The organism is Qipengyuania sp. (assembly GCF_048550555.1).
Lineage (GTDB): Bacteria > Pseudomonadota > Alphaproteobacteria > Sphingomonadales > Sphingomonadaceae > Qipengyuania.
In genome coordinates this window covers 1-18,313 of record NZ_JBLYYF010000010.1, presented here as the reverse complement: position 1 = coordinate 18,313, position 18,313 = coordinate 1, and the positions used below count along the sequence as shown (strand labels likewise).

The 18,313-nt window shown below is 66.2% G+C and carries 17 protein-coding genes and 1 tRNA gene; 16 read left to right on the top strand and 2 right to left on the bottom strand.

The features are described 5' to 3' along the window. Window positions 1-2: 2 nt before the first annotated feature. From ACN4E0_RS01780 to rnr, 8 genes are all read left to right on the top strand, one after another. Window positions 3-524: a CvpA family protein gene (locus ACN4E0_RS01780; protein ID WP_419564909.1), complete on the top strand. Its 522-nt coding sequence runs from the start codon at window positions 3-5 to the stop codon at window positions 522-524. Beyond that, complete coding sequence (locus ACN4E0_RS01775) at window positions 524-958, top strand: iron-sulfur cluster assembly scaffold protein (protein WP_419564908.1); 435 nt, start codon at window positions 524-526, stop codon at window positions 956-958. Before ACN4E0_RS01780 ends, ACN4E0_RS01775 begins: the two co-directional genes overlap by 1 nt. 44 nt (window positions 959-1,002) lie before the next feature. Then, window positions 1,003-2,649: an MFS transporter gene (locus ACN4E0_RS01770; protein WP_419564905.1), complete on the top strand. Its 1,647-nt coding sequence runs from the start codon at window positions 1,003-1,005 to the stop codon at window positions 2,647-2,649. A gap of 7 nt (window positions 2,650-2,656) precedes the next feature. Further along, window positions 2,657-3,691 (top strand): alanine racemase, encoded by a 1,035-nt coding sequence (locus ACN4E0_RS01765; RefSeq protein ID WP_419564903.1) that lies wholly within the window; start codon window positions 2,657-2,659, stop codon window positions 3,689-3,691. Between the two features lie 75 nt (window positions 3,692-3,766). Next, window positions 3,767-4,321 carry a polyhydroxyalkanoate synthesis repressor PhaR gene (gene phaR / locus ACN4E0_RS01760; RefSeq protein WP_419564901.1) on the top strand — a complete coding sequence of 185 codons (555 nt, stop codon included), beginning with the start codon at window positions 3,767-3,769 and terminating at the stop codon, window positions 4,319-4,321. 49 nt (window positions 4,322-4,370) lie between these two features. After that, window positions 4,371-5,912: a proline--tRNA ligase gene (proS, locus tag ACN4E0_RS01755; protein ID WP_419564899.1), complete on the top strand. Its 1,542-nt coding sequence runs from the start codon at window positions 4,371-4,373 to the stop codon at window positions 5,910-5,912. Window positions 5,913-6,103: 191 nt separating this feature from the next. Next, window positions 6,104-7,450, top strand: a complete 1,347-nt coding sequence (locus ACN4E0_RS01750; RefSeq protein WP_419564897.1) for a M28 family peptidase — start codon at window positions 6,104-6,106, stop codon at window positions 7,448-7,450. 12 nt (window positions 7,451-7,462) lie between these two features. Continuing rightward, complete coding sequence (gene rnr / locus ACN4E0_RS01745; RefSeq protein ID WP_419564895.1) at window positions 7,463-9,790, top strand: ribonuclease R; 2,328 nt, start codon at window positions 7,463-7,465, stop codon at window positions 9,788-9,790. A 130-nt stretch (window positions 9,791-9,920) separates the two neighbouring features. On the opposite strand, the gene ACN4E0_RS01740 is transcribed toward rnr, so the two are convergent. Beyond that, window positions 9,921-10,373, bottom strand: a complete 453-nt coding sequence (locus tag ACN4E0_RS01740) for a universal stress protein (RefSeq protein ID WP_419564892.1) — start codon at window positions 10,371-10,373, stop codon at window positions 9,921-9,923. A gap of 128 nt (window positions 10,374-10,501) precedes the next feature. Here ACN4E0_RS01740 and ACN4E0_RS01735 point away from each other — a divergent pair, with 128 nt between their 5' ends. The 8 genes from ACN4E0_RS01735 to ACN4E0_RS01700 all read left to right on the top strand — a co-directional run bounded on the left by ACN4E0_RS01735 (window position 10,502) and on the right by ACN4E0_RS01700 (window position 18,197). Next, entirely contained in the window at window positions 10,502-11,797 is a 1,296-nt protein-coding gene (locus ACN4E0_RS01735) for a pyruvate dehydrogenase complex dihydrolipoamide acetyltransferase (RefSeq protein WP_419564890.1), read from the top strand. Further along, window positions 11,794-12,216 carry a hypothetical protein gene (locus ACN4E0_RS01730; RefSeq protein ID WP_419564888.1) on the top strand — a complete coding sequence of 141 codons (423 nt, stop codon included), beginning with the start codon at window positions 11,794-11,796 and terminating at the stop codon, window positions 12,214-12,216. Before ACN4E0_RS01735 ends, ACN4E0_RS01730 begins: the two co-directional genes overlap by 4 nt. Continuing rightward, window positions 12,209-12,586: an acyl-CoA thioesterase gene (locus tag ACN4E0_RS01725; RefSeq protein WP_419564886.1), complete on the top strand. Its 378-nt coding sequence runs from the start codon at window positions 12,209-12,211 to the stop codon at window positions 12,584-12,586. The genes ACN4E0_RS01730 and ACN4E0_RS01725 overlap by 8 nt, the downstream gene beginning before the upstream one ends. A gap of 152 nt (window positions 12,587-12,738) precedes the next feature. Further along, a complete protein-coding gene (locus ACN4E0_RS01720) occupies window positions 12,739-13,080 on the top strand; it encodes an endonuclease domain-containing protein (RefSeq protein ID WP_419564883.1) in 342 nt (113 codons plus the stop codon). Between the two features lie 171 nt (window positions 13,081-13,251). Next, window positions 13,252-14,667: a dihydrolipoyl dehydrogenase gene (lpdA, locus tag ACN4E0_RS01715; protein WP_419564880.1), complete on the top strand. Its 1,416-nt coding sequence runs from the start codon at window positions 13,252-13,254 to the stop codon at window positions 14,665-14,667. Window positions 14,668-14,693: 26 nt separating this feature from the next. Then, window positions 14,694-16,547, top strand: a complete 1,854-nt coding sequence (locus ACN4E0_RS01710; protein ID WP_419564877.1) for a cation:proton antiporter — start codon at window positions 14,694-14,696, stop codon at window positions 16,545-16,547. A gap of 1 nt (window position 16,548) precedes the next feature. Continuing rightward, window positions 16,549-17,475, top strand: coding sequence for an aminotransferase class IV (locus ACN4E0_RS01705; protein WP_419564874.1), 927 nt, complete (start codon window positions 16,549-16,551; stop codon window positions 17,473-17,475). Next, on the top strand, window positions 17,472-18,197 hold the full coding sequence (locus ACN4E0_RS01700) for an HAD family hydrolase (RefSeq protein WP_419564872.1): 726 nt from the start codon (window positions 17,472-17,474) through the stop codon (window positions 18,195-18,197). The genes ACN4E0_RS01705 and ACN4E0_RS01700 overlap by 4 nt, the downstream gene beginning before the upstream one ends. A 19-nt stretch (window positions 18,198-18,216) precedes the next feature. Here ACN4E0_RS01700 and ACN4E0_RS01695 read toward each other — a convergent pair. Further along, window positions 18,217-18,306: transfer RNA gene (locus tag ACN4E0_RS01695), tRNA-Ser, on the bottom strand. Between the last annotated feature and the right edge of the window lie 7 nt (window positions 18,307-18,313).

Below are 18,313 nucleotides of genomic sequence, written 5' to 3'. Positions count from 1 at the left end.
TCATGACGGGTTTCGACTATATCGTCCTGCTGATTGTCGGCATCGCCGCCGTGGGCGGTTTCCTGCGCGGCTTCCTGCAGGAAGTGCTGTCGCTCGCCGCCTGGGTGCTGGCCGCCTTCGCGATCCGTTTCCTGCACACACCGCTGACGCTGGCACTGCACGATTTCATCGGTCGCGACATCACCACCTCGCTGCTGGCGTTCGCCCTGCTGCTGCTGATCCCCTATGCCGCGATGAAGGTCATCGCCAACAATGTCGGCAAGGCGTCGCGGGATTCGCTGCTCGGCCCGGTAGACCGCGTGCTCGGCTTCGGCTTCGGGGCGCTGAAGGGCAGCGTTATCGTGGTCATCGCCTTCTCGCTGCTGGTCCTCGGCTACGACACCGTCTGGGGCTACAAGGGGCGGCCCGGCTGGATCACCACCGCGCGCAGCTACGAACTTGTCGATGCGAGCTCGCGCGCGCTGGTCGAGGTACTCGCGCAGCGCCGCGCGCAATTGCGCGAACGCTCCGCCAGCGAAGAGTGATGGCAGCCCCGCGCGCGGCGGCGCTCTATTCGCCCGAACTGCTGGCCCTTGCGGTCGAACTGGCCGAGGTTCCCTACGACGATCGCGCGCCTGCCCTGGGCCATGCCCGCTCGCGCAGCTGCGGTAGCGTGATCGACCTCTCATCCTCCAGCACAGAAACGCTCGGAGCGATCGGCTTGCGGGTATCCGCCTGTGCGGTGGGGCAAGCCTCGGCGGCGATCTTCGCCCGCGAGGCCGCGGGAATGGATGGCGCGGCGATCGCTGCCATGATCGAGGAACTTGGCGAATGGCTCGAGGGCAGGGCGCCCAGTGCGATCCTGCCGCGGCTCGAACTGCTCGAGCCCGTCCGTCCGCACCGGGGCCGTCACGAGGCAATCCTCCTGCCGTGGAGAGCGGCTCGCACCGCGCTTTCCAACCCCGGGACGGCGGGCTAGACCCGTTTCCGGACAGAACGATATCGCGGATGAGGGAGCGCGACATGCCCGAGGGCGCAGTGGCTACGCAAAGGGAACCGACCGAGAAGGAAATTCGCCTGGTCATTGCCGCGAGCAGCGCGGGGACGATCTTCGAATGGTATGATTTCTTCATCTACGGCACGCTCGCCGGGCTGATCGGCGCGGCCTTCTTCCCGAGCGACAACGAAACGCTCGAAATCCTGCTCGTCTGGGCGGGCTTCGCGGTCGGTTTCGGATTTCGCCCGCTGGGGGCGATCCTGTTCGGCTTCCTCGGCGACAGGCTCGGGCGCAAATACACCTTTCTGGTCACCGTTACCCTGATGGGCGTCGCCACTGCCGGCGTCGGCCTGATCCCGAGTGCGGCGAGCATCGGCATGGCCGCGCCGCTGATCGTGATCGGCCTGCGCATTCTCCAGGGCCTCGCGCTCGGCGGCGAATATGGCGGGGCGGCGATCTACGTCGCGGAACATGCCCCGCCCGAAAAGCGCGGCTACTACACCAGCTTCATCCAGGCGAGCGTGGTCGGCGGCTTCGTCCTGTCGATCATCGTCGTGATCGCCTGCCGGGCGCTGATCCCGGCGGAGGACTTCGCCGCATGGGGCTGGCGCGTCCCCTTCCTGCTGTCGATCGCCCTGCTCGGCATATCGCTGTGGATGCGCCTCAAGCTGTCCGAGAGCCCCGTTTTCAAGGCGATGAAAGAGGCGGGCGAGACCAGCGCCAATCCGTTCAAGGAGAGCCTGACCTATCCAGGCAATCCCAAGCGCATTTTCGTCGCGCTGTTCGGCATCACCGGCGTACTCACCACCATCTGGTACACCGCCTTCTTCTCGGGCCTGTCCTTCCTGCGCGGGCCGATGCGGGTCGAGGAAAGCCTCGTCGAATGGATGCTGCTGATCGCCGGGGCGATCTCGATGAGCTTCTACGTGATCGTGGGTCGCTGGTCGGACAGGGTAGGGCGCAGGAAGCCGATCATCATCGGCGCACTGGCTTCGCTCGCGCTGCTGTTCCCGGTGTTCTGGGGTATCGGGTCGCTCGCCAATCCGGGGCTCGAGGCGAGCGCCCGTGCCGCGCCGGTCACGGTCAGTGGCGCGCAGTGCGAATACGATCCCTTCGCCGAAGTGCAGGCGAGCCCCTGCGGCCGCGCGCTGCAGGATCTGACCGCGCTCGGCGTTCCCTATGCCATCGGCGACAGCGCGGTTGCCGAGCTGGCCATCGGCGACGAAACCTATAGCTACGAGGACCTGCCCGAGACCACCCGGCGCGCGATCATCCAGGCCTGGCTCGAAGGCAGCGGCTATGATTTCGCGCGCCAGACGCCGCCCCTTGCCAGCGTGGTCGGAATCATCGCCCTGCTGCTGGTGCTCGGGATGCTCTCGGCGCTGACCTACGGCTCGGTCGCGGCGCTGCTGACCGAGATGTTCCCGGCGAAGATCCGCTACAGCTCGATGTCCATCCCCTACCACATCGGCGCAGGCTATCTGGGCGGTTTCCTGCCGCTGATCGCGGGGTACATCGTGGCGATGACGGGCAATGCCTATGCCGGCCTGTGGTACACCATGGTCGTCGTCGGCTTCGGCCTCATCGTCGCCTGGTGGGGGCTGCCCGACGGCCCGCCGCGCGACTTCGCGGACGATCGGCAGGACCCGGCCGCCTCGCCCGCCATTTCGTGAGCAATGCATGACCGACCTTCCGCCGCCGACACTGCGGCTGCGTATCGACAGCGACGCGCTGACGCATAACTGGGAGACCCTCGACGAGCTGTCGGGCGGCGCACGCGCAGGCGCAGCGGTCAAGGCGAACTGCTACGGCCTCGGCGTCGATCGCTGCCTGCCGATCCTGTGCGATGTCGGCTGCCGCGATTTCTTCGTGGCGCATTGGAGCGAGGTTCCCGCGGTGCTGCGGCATGTCCCCGCGGAACAGGTCTCGGTCCTCCACGGACCGCATAGCGCCGATCACGTCGCCTTTGCCCGCGAGACCGGCCTGCGGCCCGTGATCGACAGCCTGCAACAGGCTAAGCTGTGGATCGACGGCGGGGGCGGCGCCTGCGACTTGATGGTCGATACCGGGATCAATCGGCTCGGCGTGGCGCCCGCGGACCTGTCCGACCCGCTTGTCCAGGCGCTCAAGATCGAGGTGCTGATGAGCCATCTCGCCTGCGCCGACGAGGACAGCGCAATGAATGCGCGCCAGCTAGACAGTTTCCGCGCCTGCCTGCCTTTGGTGGATCACAAAGAATCCAGCCTCGCCAACAGCGCGGGCATCGCCCTGGGAGGAGATTATGCCTTCGACCTGACCCGACCGGGCCTCGCGCTCTACGGTGGCACCCCGCGCGCGGAACTCGATGGCCGCATCGCCCAGGTCGCATTCCCGCAGGCGGCGCTGATCCAGACGCGCGAGCTGCAATCGGGCGACACGGTCGGCTACAACGCCAGCTTCACTGCAGCCCGGAATATGCGCACCGGGGTGGTCTCGCTCGGCTATGCCGACGGCATCCTGCGCAGCTGGGGCGGGGGGCATTTCCTCCACGGAGACCGCAAATTGCCGATCCTCGGCAAGGTCTCCATGGACATGATCGTGCTCGACCTGACCGAGGCCCCCGAACTGGCCGAGGGCGACTGGGTCGAGCTGCCATACAGCCTGCCCGATGCTGCGCAGCAAACCTTTCTTTCGCAATATGAATTGCTCACCGTGCTCGGCCGTCGCTTCGGTTGACCTTCGCGTCATGTTGCGCTGCGGTTTGTGCACGTGCTAATCCTCTCGCAGCGCACAATTGGGGAGCATGTGACAATGGCAAAGCGGACCGCCGAGGGCGAACCGATCATCATCAAGAAATACGCCAACCGGCGGCTCTACAACACCGACACCAGCAGCTACATCACGCTCGACGATCTCGCGAAAATGGTGCGCGAGAACATCGACTTCCATGTGCTGGACGCCAAGACCGGCGACGACATCACCCATACGATCCTGACGCAGATCATCGTCGAGGAGGAAAGTCACGGCTCGCAGATGCTGCCGGTCAGCTTCCTGCGCGATCTGATTTCGATGTACGGCAATTCGATGCAGGCGATGATGCCGAGCTATCTCGAGGCGAGCATGGCCAACCTGCGCAAGAACCGCGAGCAGTTGCAGGCGGCCTTTGCCAAGGGGATGGAGAACAATCCGCTCGCGAAGATGGCCGAGGCCAATTTCAAGATGATGCAGAACGCCGCCGAAGCCTTCATCCCCGGTCGCAACAAGCCGGACCAGGACAAGCGAGGATCCGGCCAGTCGGACGAGCTCGCCCAGATGCGCGAGCAGATGGCGGCGATGCAGAAGAAGCTGGACGAAATGAGCAAATGACGGCATCGGCCCGCGCGCCGATCCGACCAGCAACAACGGGAAGTACATCTTGGCCCAGATCCGCCATGCCTTGAACACCAGGCGCGAAGACGATTTCGCCGCCTGGTACCAGGAAGTCATCAGTGCTGCCGAAATGGCCGAGGAATCGGGCGTGCGCGGCTGCATGGTGATCCGTCCGTGGGGCTATGGAATCTGGGAGCGGATGCAGCGCCTGCTCGACGACCGGATCAAGGAAACCGGTCACGACAACGCCTATTTCCCGCTCTTCATCCCGCTCTCCAACTTCGAGCGCGAGGCCGAGCATGTCGAAGGCTTCGCCAAGGAAATGGCCGTGGTCACCCACCACCGCCTGATAGCGGGCAAGGATGGCGGGCTGGTGCCCGATCCCGAAGCGAAGCTCGAAGAGCCGCTCGTCGTGCGTCCCACCTCCGAGACCATTATCGGCGATGCCATGGCGCGCTGGGTCCAGAGCTGGCGCGACCTGCCGCTGAAACTCAACCAGTGGGCCAATGTCGTCCGCTGGGAAATGCGCACCCGCATGTTCCTGCGGACCAGCGAATTCCTCTGGCAGGAAGGCCATACGGCGCATGCCGACGAGGCCGAGGCCAAGGAACACACGCTGCGCATGCTCGAGGTCTATCGCGCCTTCGCCGACGAGGATCTCGCGCTGGCGGTGGTCCCCGGCGAGAAGCCCGAGAACGAACGCTTCCCCGGCGCGGTCGAGACCTGGTCGATCGAGGCGATGATGCAGGACGGCAAGGCGCTCCAGGCCGGGACCAGTCACTATCTCGGCACCAATTTCGCGCAGGCGAGCGGGATCAAGTTCCAGAACAAGGAAGGCAGCGAAAGCCTCGCCCACACGACGAGCTGGGGCGTCTCGACCCGCATGGTCGGCGGCGTCATCATGACGCATGGTGACGATGACGGGCTGCGCCTGCCGCCCAAGATCGCGCCGCAGCAGGTGGTGATCCTGCCGATGCTGCGCGACAAGCCCGAAGACCAGGAGCTGATCGACTATTGCGAGGTGCTGCGCGCGACGCTCGCGACGCAGAGCGTGTTCGGCGAGCGCCTGCGCGTCCTGCTCGATACGCGCCCCGGCAAGGCCGCGCAGAAGCGCTGGGACTATGTCCGCAAGGGCGCCCCCATCATCGTCGAGGTCGGTGGCCGCGACATGGAGAACGGCGTGGTGTCGATGCTCCGCCGCGACCGGCTGTGGGACGAGGAGACCGGCAAACCCGCCTTCCAGAACCCCACCCGCGAAGTCGCCGGCCAGACCATCGCCGACGTGCTCGCCGACATGCAGGCCTCCTTTCTCACCGAAGCTGCCGAGCGCCGCGATGCCAACATCACCCGCGGCGTGACCGACTTGGCCGAGGTGGAGAAGCACTTCGCCGCCTCGCGCTATCCGGGCTGGGTCGAGGTCCAGTGGTCGAAGCCGACCGGGGCCGCGCTCGAGAAGGTCGTCGAGCGGCTCAAGGAGCACAAGCTCACCATCCGCAACGTCCCGATGGATGCTGCACCGGTCGACGGCAGCTGCATCTTCACCGGCGAGCCGGCGGTCGAACGCGTGTTGCTGGCGAAGGCTTACTAGCCGAACCTCCCTCCACAGTCATTGCGAGGAGCCGCAGGCGACGCGGTAATCCATCAACTCGCGCACGCGGCGGCGTACCCACGATGGATTGCCGCGCGGCTTCGCCGCTCGCAATGACTGACTTGTGTAGGGATCCTCACTCCGACCACGAAACGGTTGTGTCCGCGGGGTTTCACCGCAACAGTGTGCGCATGAAGAAAACGCTCCTGCTCGCCGCCCTTATCGCCACCCCGCTTGCCGCGCAGGAGGGCGATCCAGCGGCGGGCGTTTCGCAGGAGCGGCTGCGCGCCGATATCGACACGCTGGTCGGATTCGGCACGCGGCATACGCTGTCCGAACAGGACAATCCCGAACGCGGGATCGGCGCCGCGATCGACTGGGGCCTCGCCGAATTCGGCCGTATTTCCGAGAACTGCGGAGGCTGCCTGACCGTCGTCGCGCCCGAGCGGATGGTAACCGGCTCGCGCATTCCCGAGCCTGTCCGCCTGCGCAATGCGGTCGCAATCCAGCGCGGGACGGAGCGCCCGAACGAGGTCGTAATCGTCCAGGGCCATATCGACAGCCGCGTCAGCGACGTTCTCGACTGGAAGAAGGACGCGCCTGGCGCGAACGACGACGGGTCGGGCACCGTGCTGGTGCTCGAGGCCGCGCGCAACCTGTCGCAGCGCAGCTATCCGGTGACCATCGTCTATGCGCTGCTGTCGGGCGAGGAGCAGGGCCTGTTCGGCGGACATCTGATGGCGGACTATGCCGAGGAGCATGGCTGGCAGGTCAAGGCGGTGCTCAACAACGACATCGTCGGCGGCAGCTGCGGCAGCGACGGCTGGTGCGACGATGCCCATGTTCGCGTCTTTTCCGAAGGTCCGCGCGCCGACCTGACCGATGACCTCCGCGCCGCGCAGCGCCGCGAAGGGGGCGAGAACGACACGCCGAGCCGCAATCTCTCGCGCTACATCGATAGGCTGGCGGAAGGCAGCGAAGGCGGGCTCGACGTGCGCCAGATCTGGCGGACCGACCGCATGGGACGCGGCGGCGACCAGATTCCGTTCCTCGAAAAGGGCTATCCGGCGGTGCGCTTCACCGTCGCGGTCGAGAACTACAACTGGCAGCACCAGGACCTGCGGACCGAGGACGGTGTCGAATATGGCGACACGCCCGACAAGATGGACTTCGCCTATCTCGCCAGGGTGACCCAGCTGAATATCCGCACGCTCGATGCGCTGGCCCGCTCGCCCGTGCCGCCGGTCTCGGAGGCGAAGGCGGCGGTGCAGACCTTCACCGACGTCGCCTGGCAAGAGGTCCCGGGGGCGATCGGCTATACCGTCTGGCAACGCCGCACCGACGAGCCCTACTGGCGGCCAGAGCCGGTGATCGAGAACGTCGTCGCGACGAGTGCCCGGCTCAACGGCGTGCGCGGCGACGACTGGATCTTCGGTGTCAGCGCGATCGGCGCCGACGGAACACGCAGCCCGGTATCGAGCGCGGTTCCAGCGGGACAATTCGCGCCCAATCCGGCGGCGGAGGGTGAAACCCGCTAGGCGCGTCCCCATATGGCGCGCATGACAAAACAGAACAAATTCCGGAAGCCCAAGGGACTTCCGTCGAAAGACCAAATTCTCGAATTCATCCAGACCTCCGACACCCCCGCCGGCAAGCGCGAAATCGCCAAGGCGTTTGGCCTGAAGGGGCAGGAAAAGATCGCGCTCAAGAAGCGCCTCAAGGACATGGCCGAGGAAGGCCTGATCGACGGCAAGCGCACCGCCTATCACCGCATGGGCGGCGTGCCCAAGGTGACCGTGCTCAAGGTCGTCGCGATCGAGGATGGCGAAGCCATTGCCGAGCCCGAGAACTGGGCCCCCGACAGCAAGGAAAAGCCGCCGCGGCTGGTGGTGAAGGACAGCAAGAAGATCGCCGCCGTGAAACGCGGCGACCGCATCCTCGCGCGCAACGAGGAAACGCCGCGCGGCTGGGTCGCGCATCCGATGAAGAAACTGCCCGCGCGCACCGAAGGGCTGATGGGCGTCGTCGAGTTCGACGGCGCGGGCAAGCCCTGGCTCGCGCCGGTCGACAAGCGCGTGCGCGACAGCGCGCCCATCGGCGACCTCGGCGAGGCCAAGGAAGGCGAGCTGGTGCTGGCCGAGCGCATGGGCAAGTCCGCCCGCTCGAAGGTCAAGGTGGTCGAGGTGGTCGGCGATCCACTCGCGCCCAAGGCTTTCAGCCTGATCGCCATAGCCAAGCACGGGATCCCGCACATCTTCCCGCAGGAAGCCATCGCCGAGGCCGAGCGCGCGGTCGATCTGCCGCTCTCGCCCGACCACCGCGAGGACTTGCGCGACGTGCCCATCGTCGCGATCGACCCCGCCGATGCGCGCGATCACGACGATGCAATCTGGGCCGAGCCCGACGGCAAGGGCGGCTACCGCGCCATCATCGCGATCGCCGACGTTAGCTATTACGTCCGCCCCGGCGGCGCGCTCGACCGCGAGGCGAGGAAGCGCGGCAATTCGGTCTATTTCCCCGACCGCGTCGTGCCGATGCTGCCCGAAGTGCTCAGCGCCGACGTCTGCAGCCTCAAGCAGGACGTCGACCGCGCCGCGATGGCCTGCCACATCCGCATCGACAAGGACGGCAAGGTCGCCGACTGGCGCTTCACCCGCGCCATCGTCCGCCTCGCGAAGAACATCGCCTACGAGGACGCGCAGGCCGCGATCGACGCGGGCGATGCGCCCGAATACCTGCAGAACCTGTGGGGCGCGTGGAAGCTGCTCTTCAAGGCCCGCGAGGCCCGCGACCCGCTCGATCTCGAGCTGCCCGAACGCCAGGTGCGTCTCAACGACGAGGGCGTGATCGAGGAAATCGCCCTGCGCGAACGGTTGGATGCGCATCGGGTGGTCGAGGACTTCATGATCGCCGCCAATGTCGCCGCGGCCAAGGCGCTCGAAGCCAAGGCCGCGCCGGTCGTCTATCGCATCCACGAACAGCCGAGCCGCGAAAAGCTGCTCGCCTTCCGTGAATATCTCGCCAGCCAGGGGCGCAAGTTCGCGCTGGGGCAGGTGATCACCCCGGGCCTGTTCAACCGCATGCTCAAGGACATCGCCGATCCGGCCGAGAAGGCGCTGATCATGGAGGCGGTGCTGCGCAGCCAGACGCAGGCCTTCTACGGCCCGCAGAACGCCGGCCACTTCGGCCTGTCGCTGGGCTCCTACGCGCATTTCACCTCGCCGATCCGGCGTTATGCCGACCTGCTGGTCCACCGTGCGCTGGTCGATGCCTACAAGCTCGAACAGCCCAGGCCCAGGCTGGACCTGCCCGAAGGCACCGGCCTGTCCGATCGCGACAAGACCGCGCTCCACCAGATCACCGATGCGATCAGCCAGACCGAGCGCCGCGCGATGGAGGCCGAACGCGACACAATCGACCGCTATGTCGCAGCCTGGCTCTCGGGCCGCGTCGGCGAGACTTTCGACACGCGGATTACCGGCGTGCAGGGCTTCGGCTTCTTCGCCACGATCGACAAGCTCGGCGGCGACGGGCTGGTCCCGGTCAGCACGCTGGGCCGCGAATATTTCAGCTATGACGAGGCCGCGCGCAAGCTGGTCGGCGAAAGCAGCGGCACCGAATATGCCGTGGGCGACCGGCTCAAGCTCAAGCTGGCCGAAGCCAATGCGCTGACGGGCGCGCTCAAGTTCGAGGTACCCGACAGCGACGGGTCGGGGATCGAGCCGCGCGGCAACCGTGCGCCGACTAAGAAGCGCACGCACCAGAAGCGCGGACCCAGGAAGGGACCCGCCAAGGGCAAGGGCTCGCCGCGCCAGGCGCACGATCAGGGCAAGCGCGGCCGCCCGGGCAATATCCGCCACCAGGGGCGGAAGAAGTAGGCACACAACTCCCCGTCACCCCGGACTTGATCCGGGGCGTGCTTACCTTTTGCCGGACACCACGCACTTATGAAGCACAACCCCGGCTCGTGGGCCGGGGTGACGGTAGTTTGGCGGCGCCGCAGGCGCGCTAGGCAAGCTCGTCGATCCGTTCGCGACTCAGCCCTCCGGGGACGAGGTAGAGCGGGCAGGGCAGCTGTCCCGCATGGCTCGCGAAATGGGTCACCAGCGGGCCCGAATTGCCCTCCGCGCTGGTCGCCAGCACGAGCGCGGCGATGCCGCCGTGCTCCTCGATATACTTGCGGATCACGTCGGCGGGCGGGCCCGGACGCACCGCGATGGTGGGCATCTTGCCCATCTCGCCGAAGATATTGCCGGCAGCCGAATTGGCCATGACCTCGGCGCGCTGGCGCGCTTCCTCCTCGATCGTCGCCTGCACCCCGCCGAAGGCGTTGAAGGTCTGCTGCGGCACCAGCGCGAGGATATGCACCGACCCGCCGGTCTTCTGCGCGCGCAGCGAGGCGAAGCGCAGCGCGGTCTTGGCCTCCTCGGTCTCGTCCATCACGACAAGGTATGTACGCATAGTCGATTTCCCCTCGCGCAGCGCCTATCCGCTAATTCGTATTCTACGCAAGGACCTTGCGGCGCATCGCCCTTTTCGCCAGAGGTGCCAGCGAACTCACTCCCCAGCGAGGACGTAACGTCAAGACCATGCCCACGCCGATCAAAATGCCCGCCCTGTCGCCCACCATGGAGGAAGGCACGCTCGCCAAATGGCTGGTGAAGCCGGGCGACAAGGTGGAAGCCGGCGACATCATGGCCGAGATCGAAACCGACAAGGCGACGATGGAATTCGAGGCGGTGGACGAGGGCACGATCGCCAGCATCGCGGTCGACGAAGGCACCGAAGGGGTAAAGGTCGGCACGGTCATCGCCATGCTCGCCGAAGAGGGCGAGGATGTGGACGAGGCCGCCAAGGCTGCGCCTGCGGGCGATGCACCGAAGGAAGAGGCGAAGTCCGAAACCGCTTCCGCACAGGCTGAACCTGTCGAAGCGCCTGCGCCGACACCGGCGCCCGCTCCAATCGCATCGGCACCCAAGCCGTCGGGCGACCGCATCATCGCCTCGCCGCTGGCGAAGCGCATTGCCGAACAGAAGGGCATCGATCTCGCAGGCGTGACAGGCAGCGGCCCCAACGGCCGCATCGTCAAGGCGGATGTCGAGGGCGCGCAGCCCGGCGCTGCGCCGGCGAAGGCCGAAGCGGCACCCGCCGCGGCTGCGCCCGCCAGGCCCGCAACGCTCGGCGGCGATCTCGATGCGCCCTACGAAGCGCAGAAGCTCAACAATGTCCGCAAGGTCATCGCGCGCCGCCTGACCGAGGCGAAGCAGACCATCCCGCATATCTACCTCACCGTGGACGTGCGCCTCGATGCGCTGCTCAAGCTGCGTGGCGAACTCAACAAGTCGCTCGAGGCCGATGGCGTGAAGCTCTCGGTCAACGATCTGCTGATCAAGGCGCTCGCCCGCGCGCTCCAGCGCGTGCCCAAGTGCAATGTCAGCTTCCAGGGCGACGAGCTGTTCCAGTACAGCCGCGAGGACATCTCGGTCGCCGTGGCCGCGCCTTCGGGCCTGATCACGCCGATCATCCGCGATGCGGGCCGCAAGGGCCTCGCGCAGATCAGCACCGAGATGAAGGAACTCGCGGGCAAGGCCAAGGACGGCAAGCTGCAGCCGCAGGAATTCCAGGGCGGTACCGCCAGCCTGTCCAACCTCGGCATGTTCGGCACCAAGCAGTTCGACGCGGTGATCAACCCGCCGCAGGCGATGATCCTCGCGGTCGGCGCGGGCGAGCAGCGCCCCTGGGTGATCGACGGTGCACTCGGCGTCGCCACCGTGATGAGCGCCACCGGCAGCTTCGACCACCGCGCCATCGACGGCGCCGACGGCGCGCAGTTCATGCAGGCCTTCCAGCAGCTGGTCGAGAACCCGATGGGGCTGGTGGTTTGAGCAAATTTAGGCAGATCATCTCCATCTTCTTGATAGCAATCGTTGTTTCAGCCGCGCTTGCTTACATGGGCGGCCTTTGGTCAGTCCTAGACGGATCGGTAGGGTCGAATTTTGCTTGGGAATATCTCGTTTTTGGGCCGATCTACCTTGCTCCGTTTTATGCGATTTTTCTTGTTCTCGGTGGTCTGTTAGTCGGCTTGCCGACCTTGGGTGTTCTACGGCACACGGGGCATTCTACTAACCCTCGCTGGCTCATCCCTGTCGGTCTAATTTCCGGGGGTTTGACTGGCCTCTTTGTCTTTGGAGCGTGGCTAGGTCCAGCAGCCTTGGTCACCGGAGGAGTCTTTGGTGCCTTGGGAGGCATGCTGTCAGCAGCCGCGTGGTATCTGATCGTCGAAAGGCATCTCGAAAATGCCTGACCGCCATCCCCTGATCCGCGTCACGGCCATGCCGACCGACCTCAACCCCTATGGTGGGGTGTTCGGCGGCTGGCTGATGAGCCAGATGGCGCTCGGCGCAGGCTCGCTCGCCAGTCGTCATGGCAAGGGCAAGGCGGTGGTCGTCTCGGCCAGCGATTTCGCCTTTCCCGGCGCGATGCAGGTGGGCGACGAGCTGTCGGTCTATTGCGACATCATCGCCACCGGAAACACCTCGCTCACCATCGCCGCCGAAGCCGTGGCGCGCGAGCGCAATGGCGAGGCGGAGACCAAGGTCGCGCAGGGCACCTTCAAATTCGTGCTGCTCGACGAAAACAATCGCCCGCGCGCGGTGGCGGAGCGGTGGGCTTGATGGGGATGTTGCAGCCCCCTCTCCCCGACCCTCTCCCGCAAGGGGAGAGGGGGACGGCGAACTCCTCTCCCCTTGCGGGAGAGGAAGGGGCCCGCCGCGCAGCGGTGGGAAGGAGAGGGGGGCAGCGCGATCTTCTGCCACTCGCGAAGCGAATGCGGCGTGAGCCTACCGAAGCCGAACGGCGGTTGTGGTCGATCCTGCGAGCTGGCCGGATGGATGGCGCCAAGTTCAAGCGGCAGGAGCAGATCGGCGACTACATCGTCGACTTCGTGTGCTTCGCCGAGCGGCTGATCGTCGAGGCGGACGGCTCGCAGCATGTCGAGAACCACGCGGATCAGGCGCGCGATGCCTGGCTGAAGTCCCGGGGCTTTCGCATCCTGCGGTTCTGGAATGACGATATCCTGCGCGATACCGATGCGGTGGACGAAGCGGTCCGTGCTGCGCTTAGGCCCCCTCTCCCCAACCCCTCTCCCGCGAGGGGAGAGGGGCTATGAGCGCTGTCCTACACGGTCCGCACCATGCGATACGCAGTCGCATGACCCGCACCCATTTCCCGCTCCGCACCGCCACACAGCGCGGCTCCGCGCGAGCCGGATTTTCTTCGCTTGGACCGTGTAACACCCGGTCCATGTCTGCGACCAAACGAGAGACTACAGAGACGAATCATGGCTGACACCCAATACGACGTTATCGTGCTCGGCTCCGGCCCCGGCGGCTATGTCGCGGCGATCCGCTGCGCGCAGCTGGGGCTCAAGACCGCCATCGTCGAACGCGAACTGCTCGGCGGTATCTGCCTCAACTGGGGCTGCATCCCGACCAAGGCGCTGCTGCGCTCGGCCGAGATCCTCCATTATGCCCAGCATGCGAGCGATTACGGGCTCAAGATCGCGGGCACGATCGAGGCCGATCTCGAAGCGGTGGTGAAGCGCAGCCGCGGCGTCGCCAAGCAGCTCAATCAGGGCGTCACGCACCTGATGAAGAAGAACAAGATCGCGGTGCATATGGGCGAGGGCACGCTGACCGGCCCGACCAGCCTGACCGTCAAGGGCGAGAAGGGCGAGGAGAAGCTCAGTGCCAAGCACGTGATCGTCGCCACCGGCGCCCGCGCGCGCGACCTGCCCTTCGCCAAGGCCGACGGCAAGCGCGTCTGGACCTATCGCCATGCGATGACCCCGCCCGAAATGCCCAAGAAGCTGCTGGTCATCGGCAGCGGCGCGATCGGGATCGAATTCGCCAGCTTCTACAACGACATGGGCTGCGACGTGACCGTGGTCGAAATGCTCGATCGCGTCGTTCCGGTCGAGGACAAGGACGTCTCCGCCTTCCTCGAGAAGAGCCTGACCAAGCAGGGCATGACGATCATGACCGGCGCCGGGGTCGAGGACCTCAAGGTCACCGACAAGGGCGTGACCGCCAAGATCAAGGCCAAGGACGGCAAGGTCGCCGAAACCGAGTTCAGCCATTGCATCGTCGCCATCGGCATCGTCCCCAACACCGAGAATGTGGGCCTTGAAAAGCTGGCCGAGATGGATCGCGGCTTCATCCAGATCGACCCCTATGGCCGCACCAGGTCGAAGGGCCTCTGGGCGATCGGCGACTGCACCCCCGGCCCCTGGCTGGCGCACAAGGCGAGCCACGAGGGCGTCACCACCGCCGAAGCGATTGCGAAGGGACTGGGCAACAAGGACGTCCACCCGCATCCGCTCGATCGCAACAACATCCCGGGCTGCACCTATTGCCACCCGCAGATCGCCAGCGTCGGCATGACCGAGGCCAAGGCCAAGGAGGCCGGTTACGAGGTCAAGGCGGGGACCTTCCCCTTCATCGGCAACGGCAAGGCGATCGCGCTGGGTGAGGCCGAGGGCTTCGTGAAGACCGTGTTCGATGCGAAGACCGGCGAACTGCTCGGCGCGCATATGGTCGGCGCCGAGGTGACCGAGATGATCCAGGGATTCGTCGTCGGCAAGACGCTCGAGACCACCGAGGCCGAACTGATGCAGACCGTCTTCCCGCATCCGACGATCAGCGAGAGCATGCACGAGAGCGTGCTTGCGAGCTACGGGCGCGCGCTGCATATCTGATCCCAGACGGGGAGGGCGAGTAAACAGTGACCGGGTTCCTGATCCTCGCCTTCCTCATCCTCGTCGCGGGGGTTGTGGCGGTGCCGCTGGCGAGCCGCTTCGGGCTCGGCTCGGTGCTCGGCTACCTGCTCGCGGGCATGGCGATCTCGCCCGTGCTCGCCTCGCTCAGGGTCAATGTCGAGGCGTTGCAGGTCTTCGCCGAATTCGGCGTGGTGATGATGCTGTTCATCATCGGGCTCGAGATCGAACCCAAGCGGCTGTGGGCGATGCGCGGCAAGCTCGCCGGGCTCGGCGGCGGGCAGGTGCTGCTGACGACGCTGGTGATCGCCGGCATCGCGCTGATCGACCGGCAGCCCTGGCAGACCGCGCTGGCGATCGGCATGGTGCTCGCGCTCAGCTCGACCGCGATCATCGTCCAGACGCTGACCGAAAAGGGCCTGCTGAAGACCGAGGGCGGCGAGGCCAGCTTCTCGGTGCTGCTGGTGCAGGATGTCGCCGTGATCCCGATCCTCGCGCTGATCCCGCTGCTCGCCCTGCCAGAGCTTGGGGGCGCGGCCGCTTCCGGCGAGGAGGTGCATGGCGGCATCGACCTTACCGCGCAGATGAGCGGCTGGCTCGCCGGGTTAACGCGCGTCGGCGCGGTCGCCGCGGTGATCGCGCTCGGCATCTTCGCCATCCGCCCGCTGTTCCGCTACATCGCCAAGGCCAATCTGCGCGAACTGTTCACTGCCGCCGCGCTGGTGGTGGTGATCGGCATCGCGCTGCTGATGTCGCTGGTCGGCCTGTCGCCCGCGCTCGGCGCCTTCCTCGCCGGTGTCGTGCTGGCGACCAGCGAATACCGCCACGAACTCGAAAGCGACATCAACCCGTTCAAGGGTCTGCTGCTCGGCCTGTTCTTCATTACCGTCGGCGCGGGGATCGACTTCGACCTCGCGGGCACGATCTGGACCTCGGTGGTGTTCTGGGCCGCGGTCACCATCGCCGCCAAGATGGCGGTCCTGCTTGTGGTCGGCTGGCTCTACGGCCTGCGCCGCCAGGCGCTGTGGCTGTTCTGCCTGAGCCTGCCGCAGGCGGGTGAGTTCGCTTTCGTCCTGATCTCCTTCGCGGTCGGGAATGCCGTGTTCGACCAGGCCTTCGCCGACCAGCTGCTGCTGATCGTGGCGCTCTCGATGCTCGCCACGCCGCTGCTCTTCATCCTCTACGACAAGCTGATCGCGCACGCCTATTGCGCCGGTCAGGCACCCGACGAGGCCGACACGATCGACGAGGACAACCCGATCATCATCGCCGGGCGAGGGCGGGTCGGCGGGATCGTCGACCGCATGCTCGATGCCGCGGGGCACCGCGCGACGGTGATCGACTACAACAGCCAGCATCTCGAGAACCTCAAGAAGTTCGGCATCACCACCTATTACGGCGACGCCACGCGGCCCGACCTCCTCGCCAGCGCAGGCATCGATCGTGCCCGCATCCTGGTGGTGGCGCTCGACGAGCGCGAACAGATCGACAAGCTGGTCCGCTACGCCTGCACCAACTTCCCCAACCTCCATGTCGTTGCCCGCGCCAAGGACCGCGACCACGTCTATCACCTCTGGGCGATGGGCTGCCGCGACATCATCCGCGAAACCTACGACAGCGCGCTGCGCATGGGCCGCTCGGTCTACGAAGCGCTCGGGCACGACCGCCAGGCCGCGATCGCCATGGTCGATGCGTGGGAGGAGATGGACCGCACCTCGATGCGCGAGATCGCCGATGTCTACCGGCTCGACATCCCCGCCTACGAGAACGAGGAACTGCTCGCCAAGATCAGGGAGCTCAAGGCCGAATGGGATCCCAAGCTGCGCGATGCGATGGACGAAATCGCCGCGAGGGGACGCTGAGATGACGCAGGGCACGCATCTTTACGTCCCCGACGAGCGCAACGAGACGGTCGTCATCGACATCAACGGCGCACACGTCGCTCGGCCCGAGGCGAAGGTCAGCGTCTTCGACAGCGGCTTCATGCTCGGTGACGGCGTGTGGGAGGGTATTCGCCTTCACCAGGGTCGGCTCGCCTTCCTCGACCGACACCTTGATCGGTTGTGGCGCGGTGCCAAGGCGATCCTCATGGACATCGGCATTGCGCGCGAAGAGATGGAACGACGGCTCTACGCCGTGCTCGACGCCAACGGCATGTATGGCGACGGCGTCCATATCCGCCTGATGGTGACGCGCGGCATCCGCTCGACGCCCTATCAGGATCCGCGCGTGGTCGTGACCCCCGCCACGGTGGTGATCATTCCCGAGTGGAAGGAGCCCGCGCCCGAGACTGCGGAACGGATGCTGAAGCTCGCCACCGTCCATGTCCGGCGAGGCTATCCCGACGTGCAGGACCCGATGCTCAACTCGCATTCGAAGCTCAATTGCATCACCGCCTGCATCCAGGCGGCGCAGGCGGGCGCGGACGAAGGTTTGATGCTCGACCCGCACGGCTTCGTCGCCACCTGCAACTCGACCCACTTCTTCATCGTCAAGGACGGCGAGATCTGGACTTCGAGCGGCGACTATTGCCTCGACGGCATCACCCGCGAGGTGGTGATCGAGGTGGCGCGCGAAGCGGGCATCACCGTGCGCGAACGCAACTTCTCGCTCACCCATGTCTATGGCGCGGAGGAGGCCTTCACCACCGGCACCTTTGCCGGAGTGGCCCCGGTCGGTTCGGTCGACGGTCGCCTGCTCGACAGCGAGCGCGGACCGATGGTCGAGCGCCTGCAGCAGCTCTATCTCGCGCGGCTGGCGAAGGACGTGGCGGCGAGGCAGCGCCCGTGACAGTGCGCATCGCCATGTGGTCGGGCCCGCGCAACATCTCGACCGCGATGATGCGCAGCTTCGGCGCGCGGGCCGACTGCGCGGTCTCGGACGAACCGTTCTACGGCGCTTTCCTCGCGGCGACGGGCGAGCCGCACCCGCTCGCCGCCGAGACCATCGCCGACATGGATTGCGACTGGCATTCGGTGCTCCGCAGACAATCGTGCGAAGCGCCCGGCGACAAGCCGATCTGGTACCAGAAGCACATGCCGCACCATATGGTCGGTCCGGTCTCGGTGGCCGACATGCCGGACCATCGTCACGCCTTCCTCATCCGCGCGCCCGAGCGGGTGGTGGCGAGCTATCGCCAGAAGATTGAGCTACGCGAGCCCGAGATGCTGGGCTTCGCCCAGCTGCGCGCCTATTTCGAAGCCGAGGCCGGGCGCACCGGCGCACTCCCGCCCGTGGTGGACTCGGACGATATCCTCGCCGATCCCGCCGCCGTGCTCGAGAAGCTGTGCCATGCGCTGGGAATCGACTGGGATCCCGCCATGCTGTCCTGGGCTCCGGGCCCACATGCCGAAGACGGGGTTTGGGGCGCGCATTGGTATGACCGCGTCAACGCATCGACCGGTTTCGCTCCTCCACCGGCCGATCTGCCCGAACTCGAGGGCGACTACGCACGCGTCGCCGAGGCGTGTCGCGCCGACTACGAAGCGCTCAAGCGCTACGCCCTGTGCTGACCTGTCGGTGGATGGCCGCTGGCGGAGAGGGTGGGATTCGAACCCACGAAGGGCTTGCACCCTTGCCGGTTTTCAAGACCGGTGCATTCAACCGCTCTGCCACCTCTCCGCGAGCG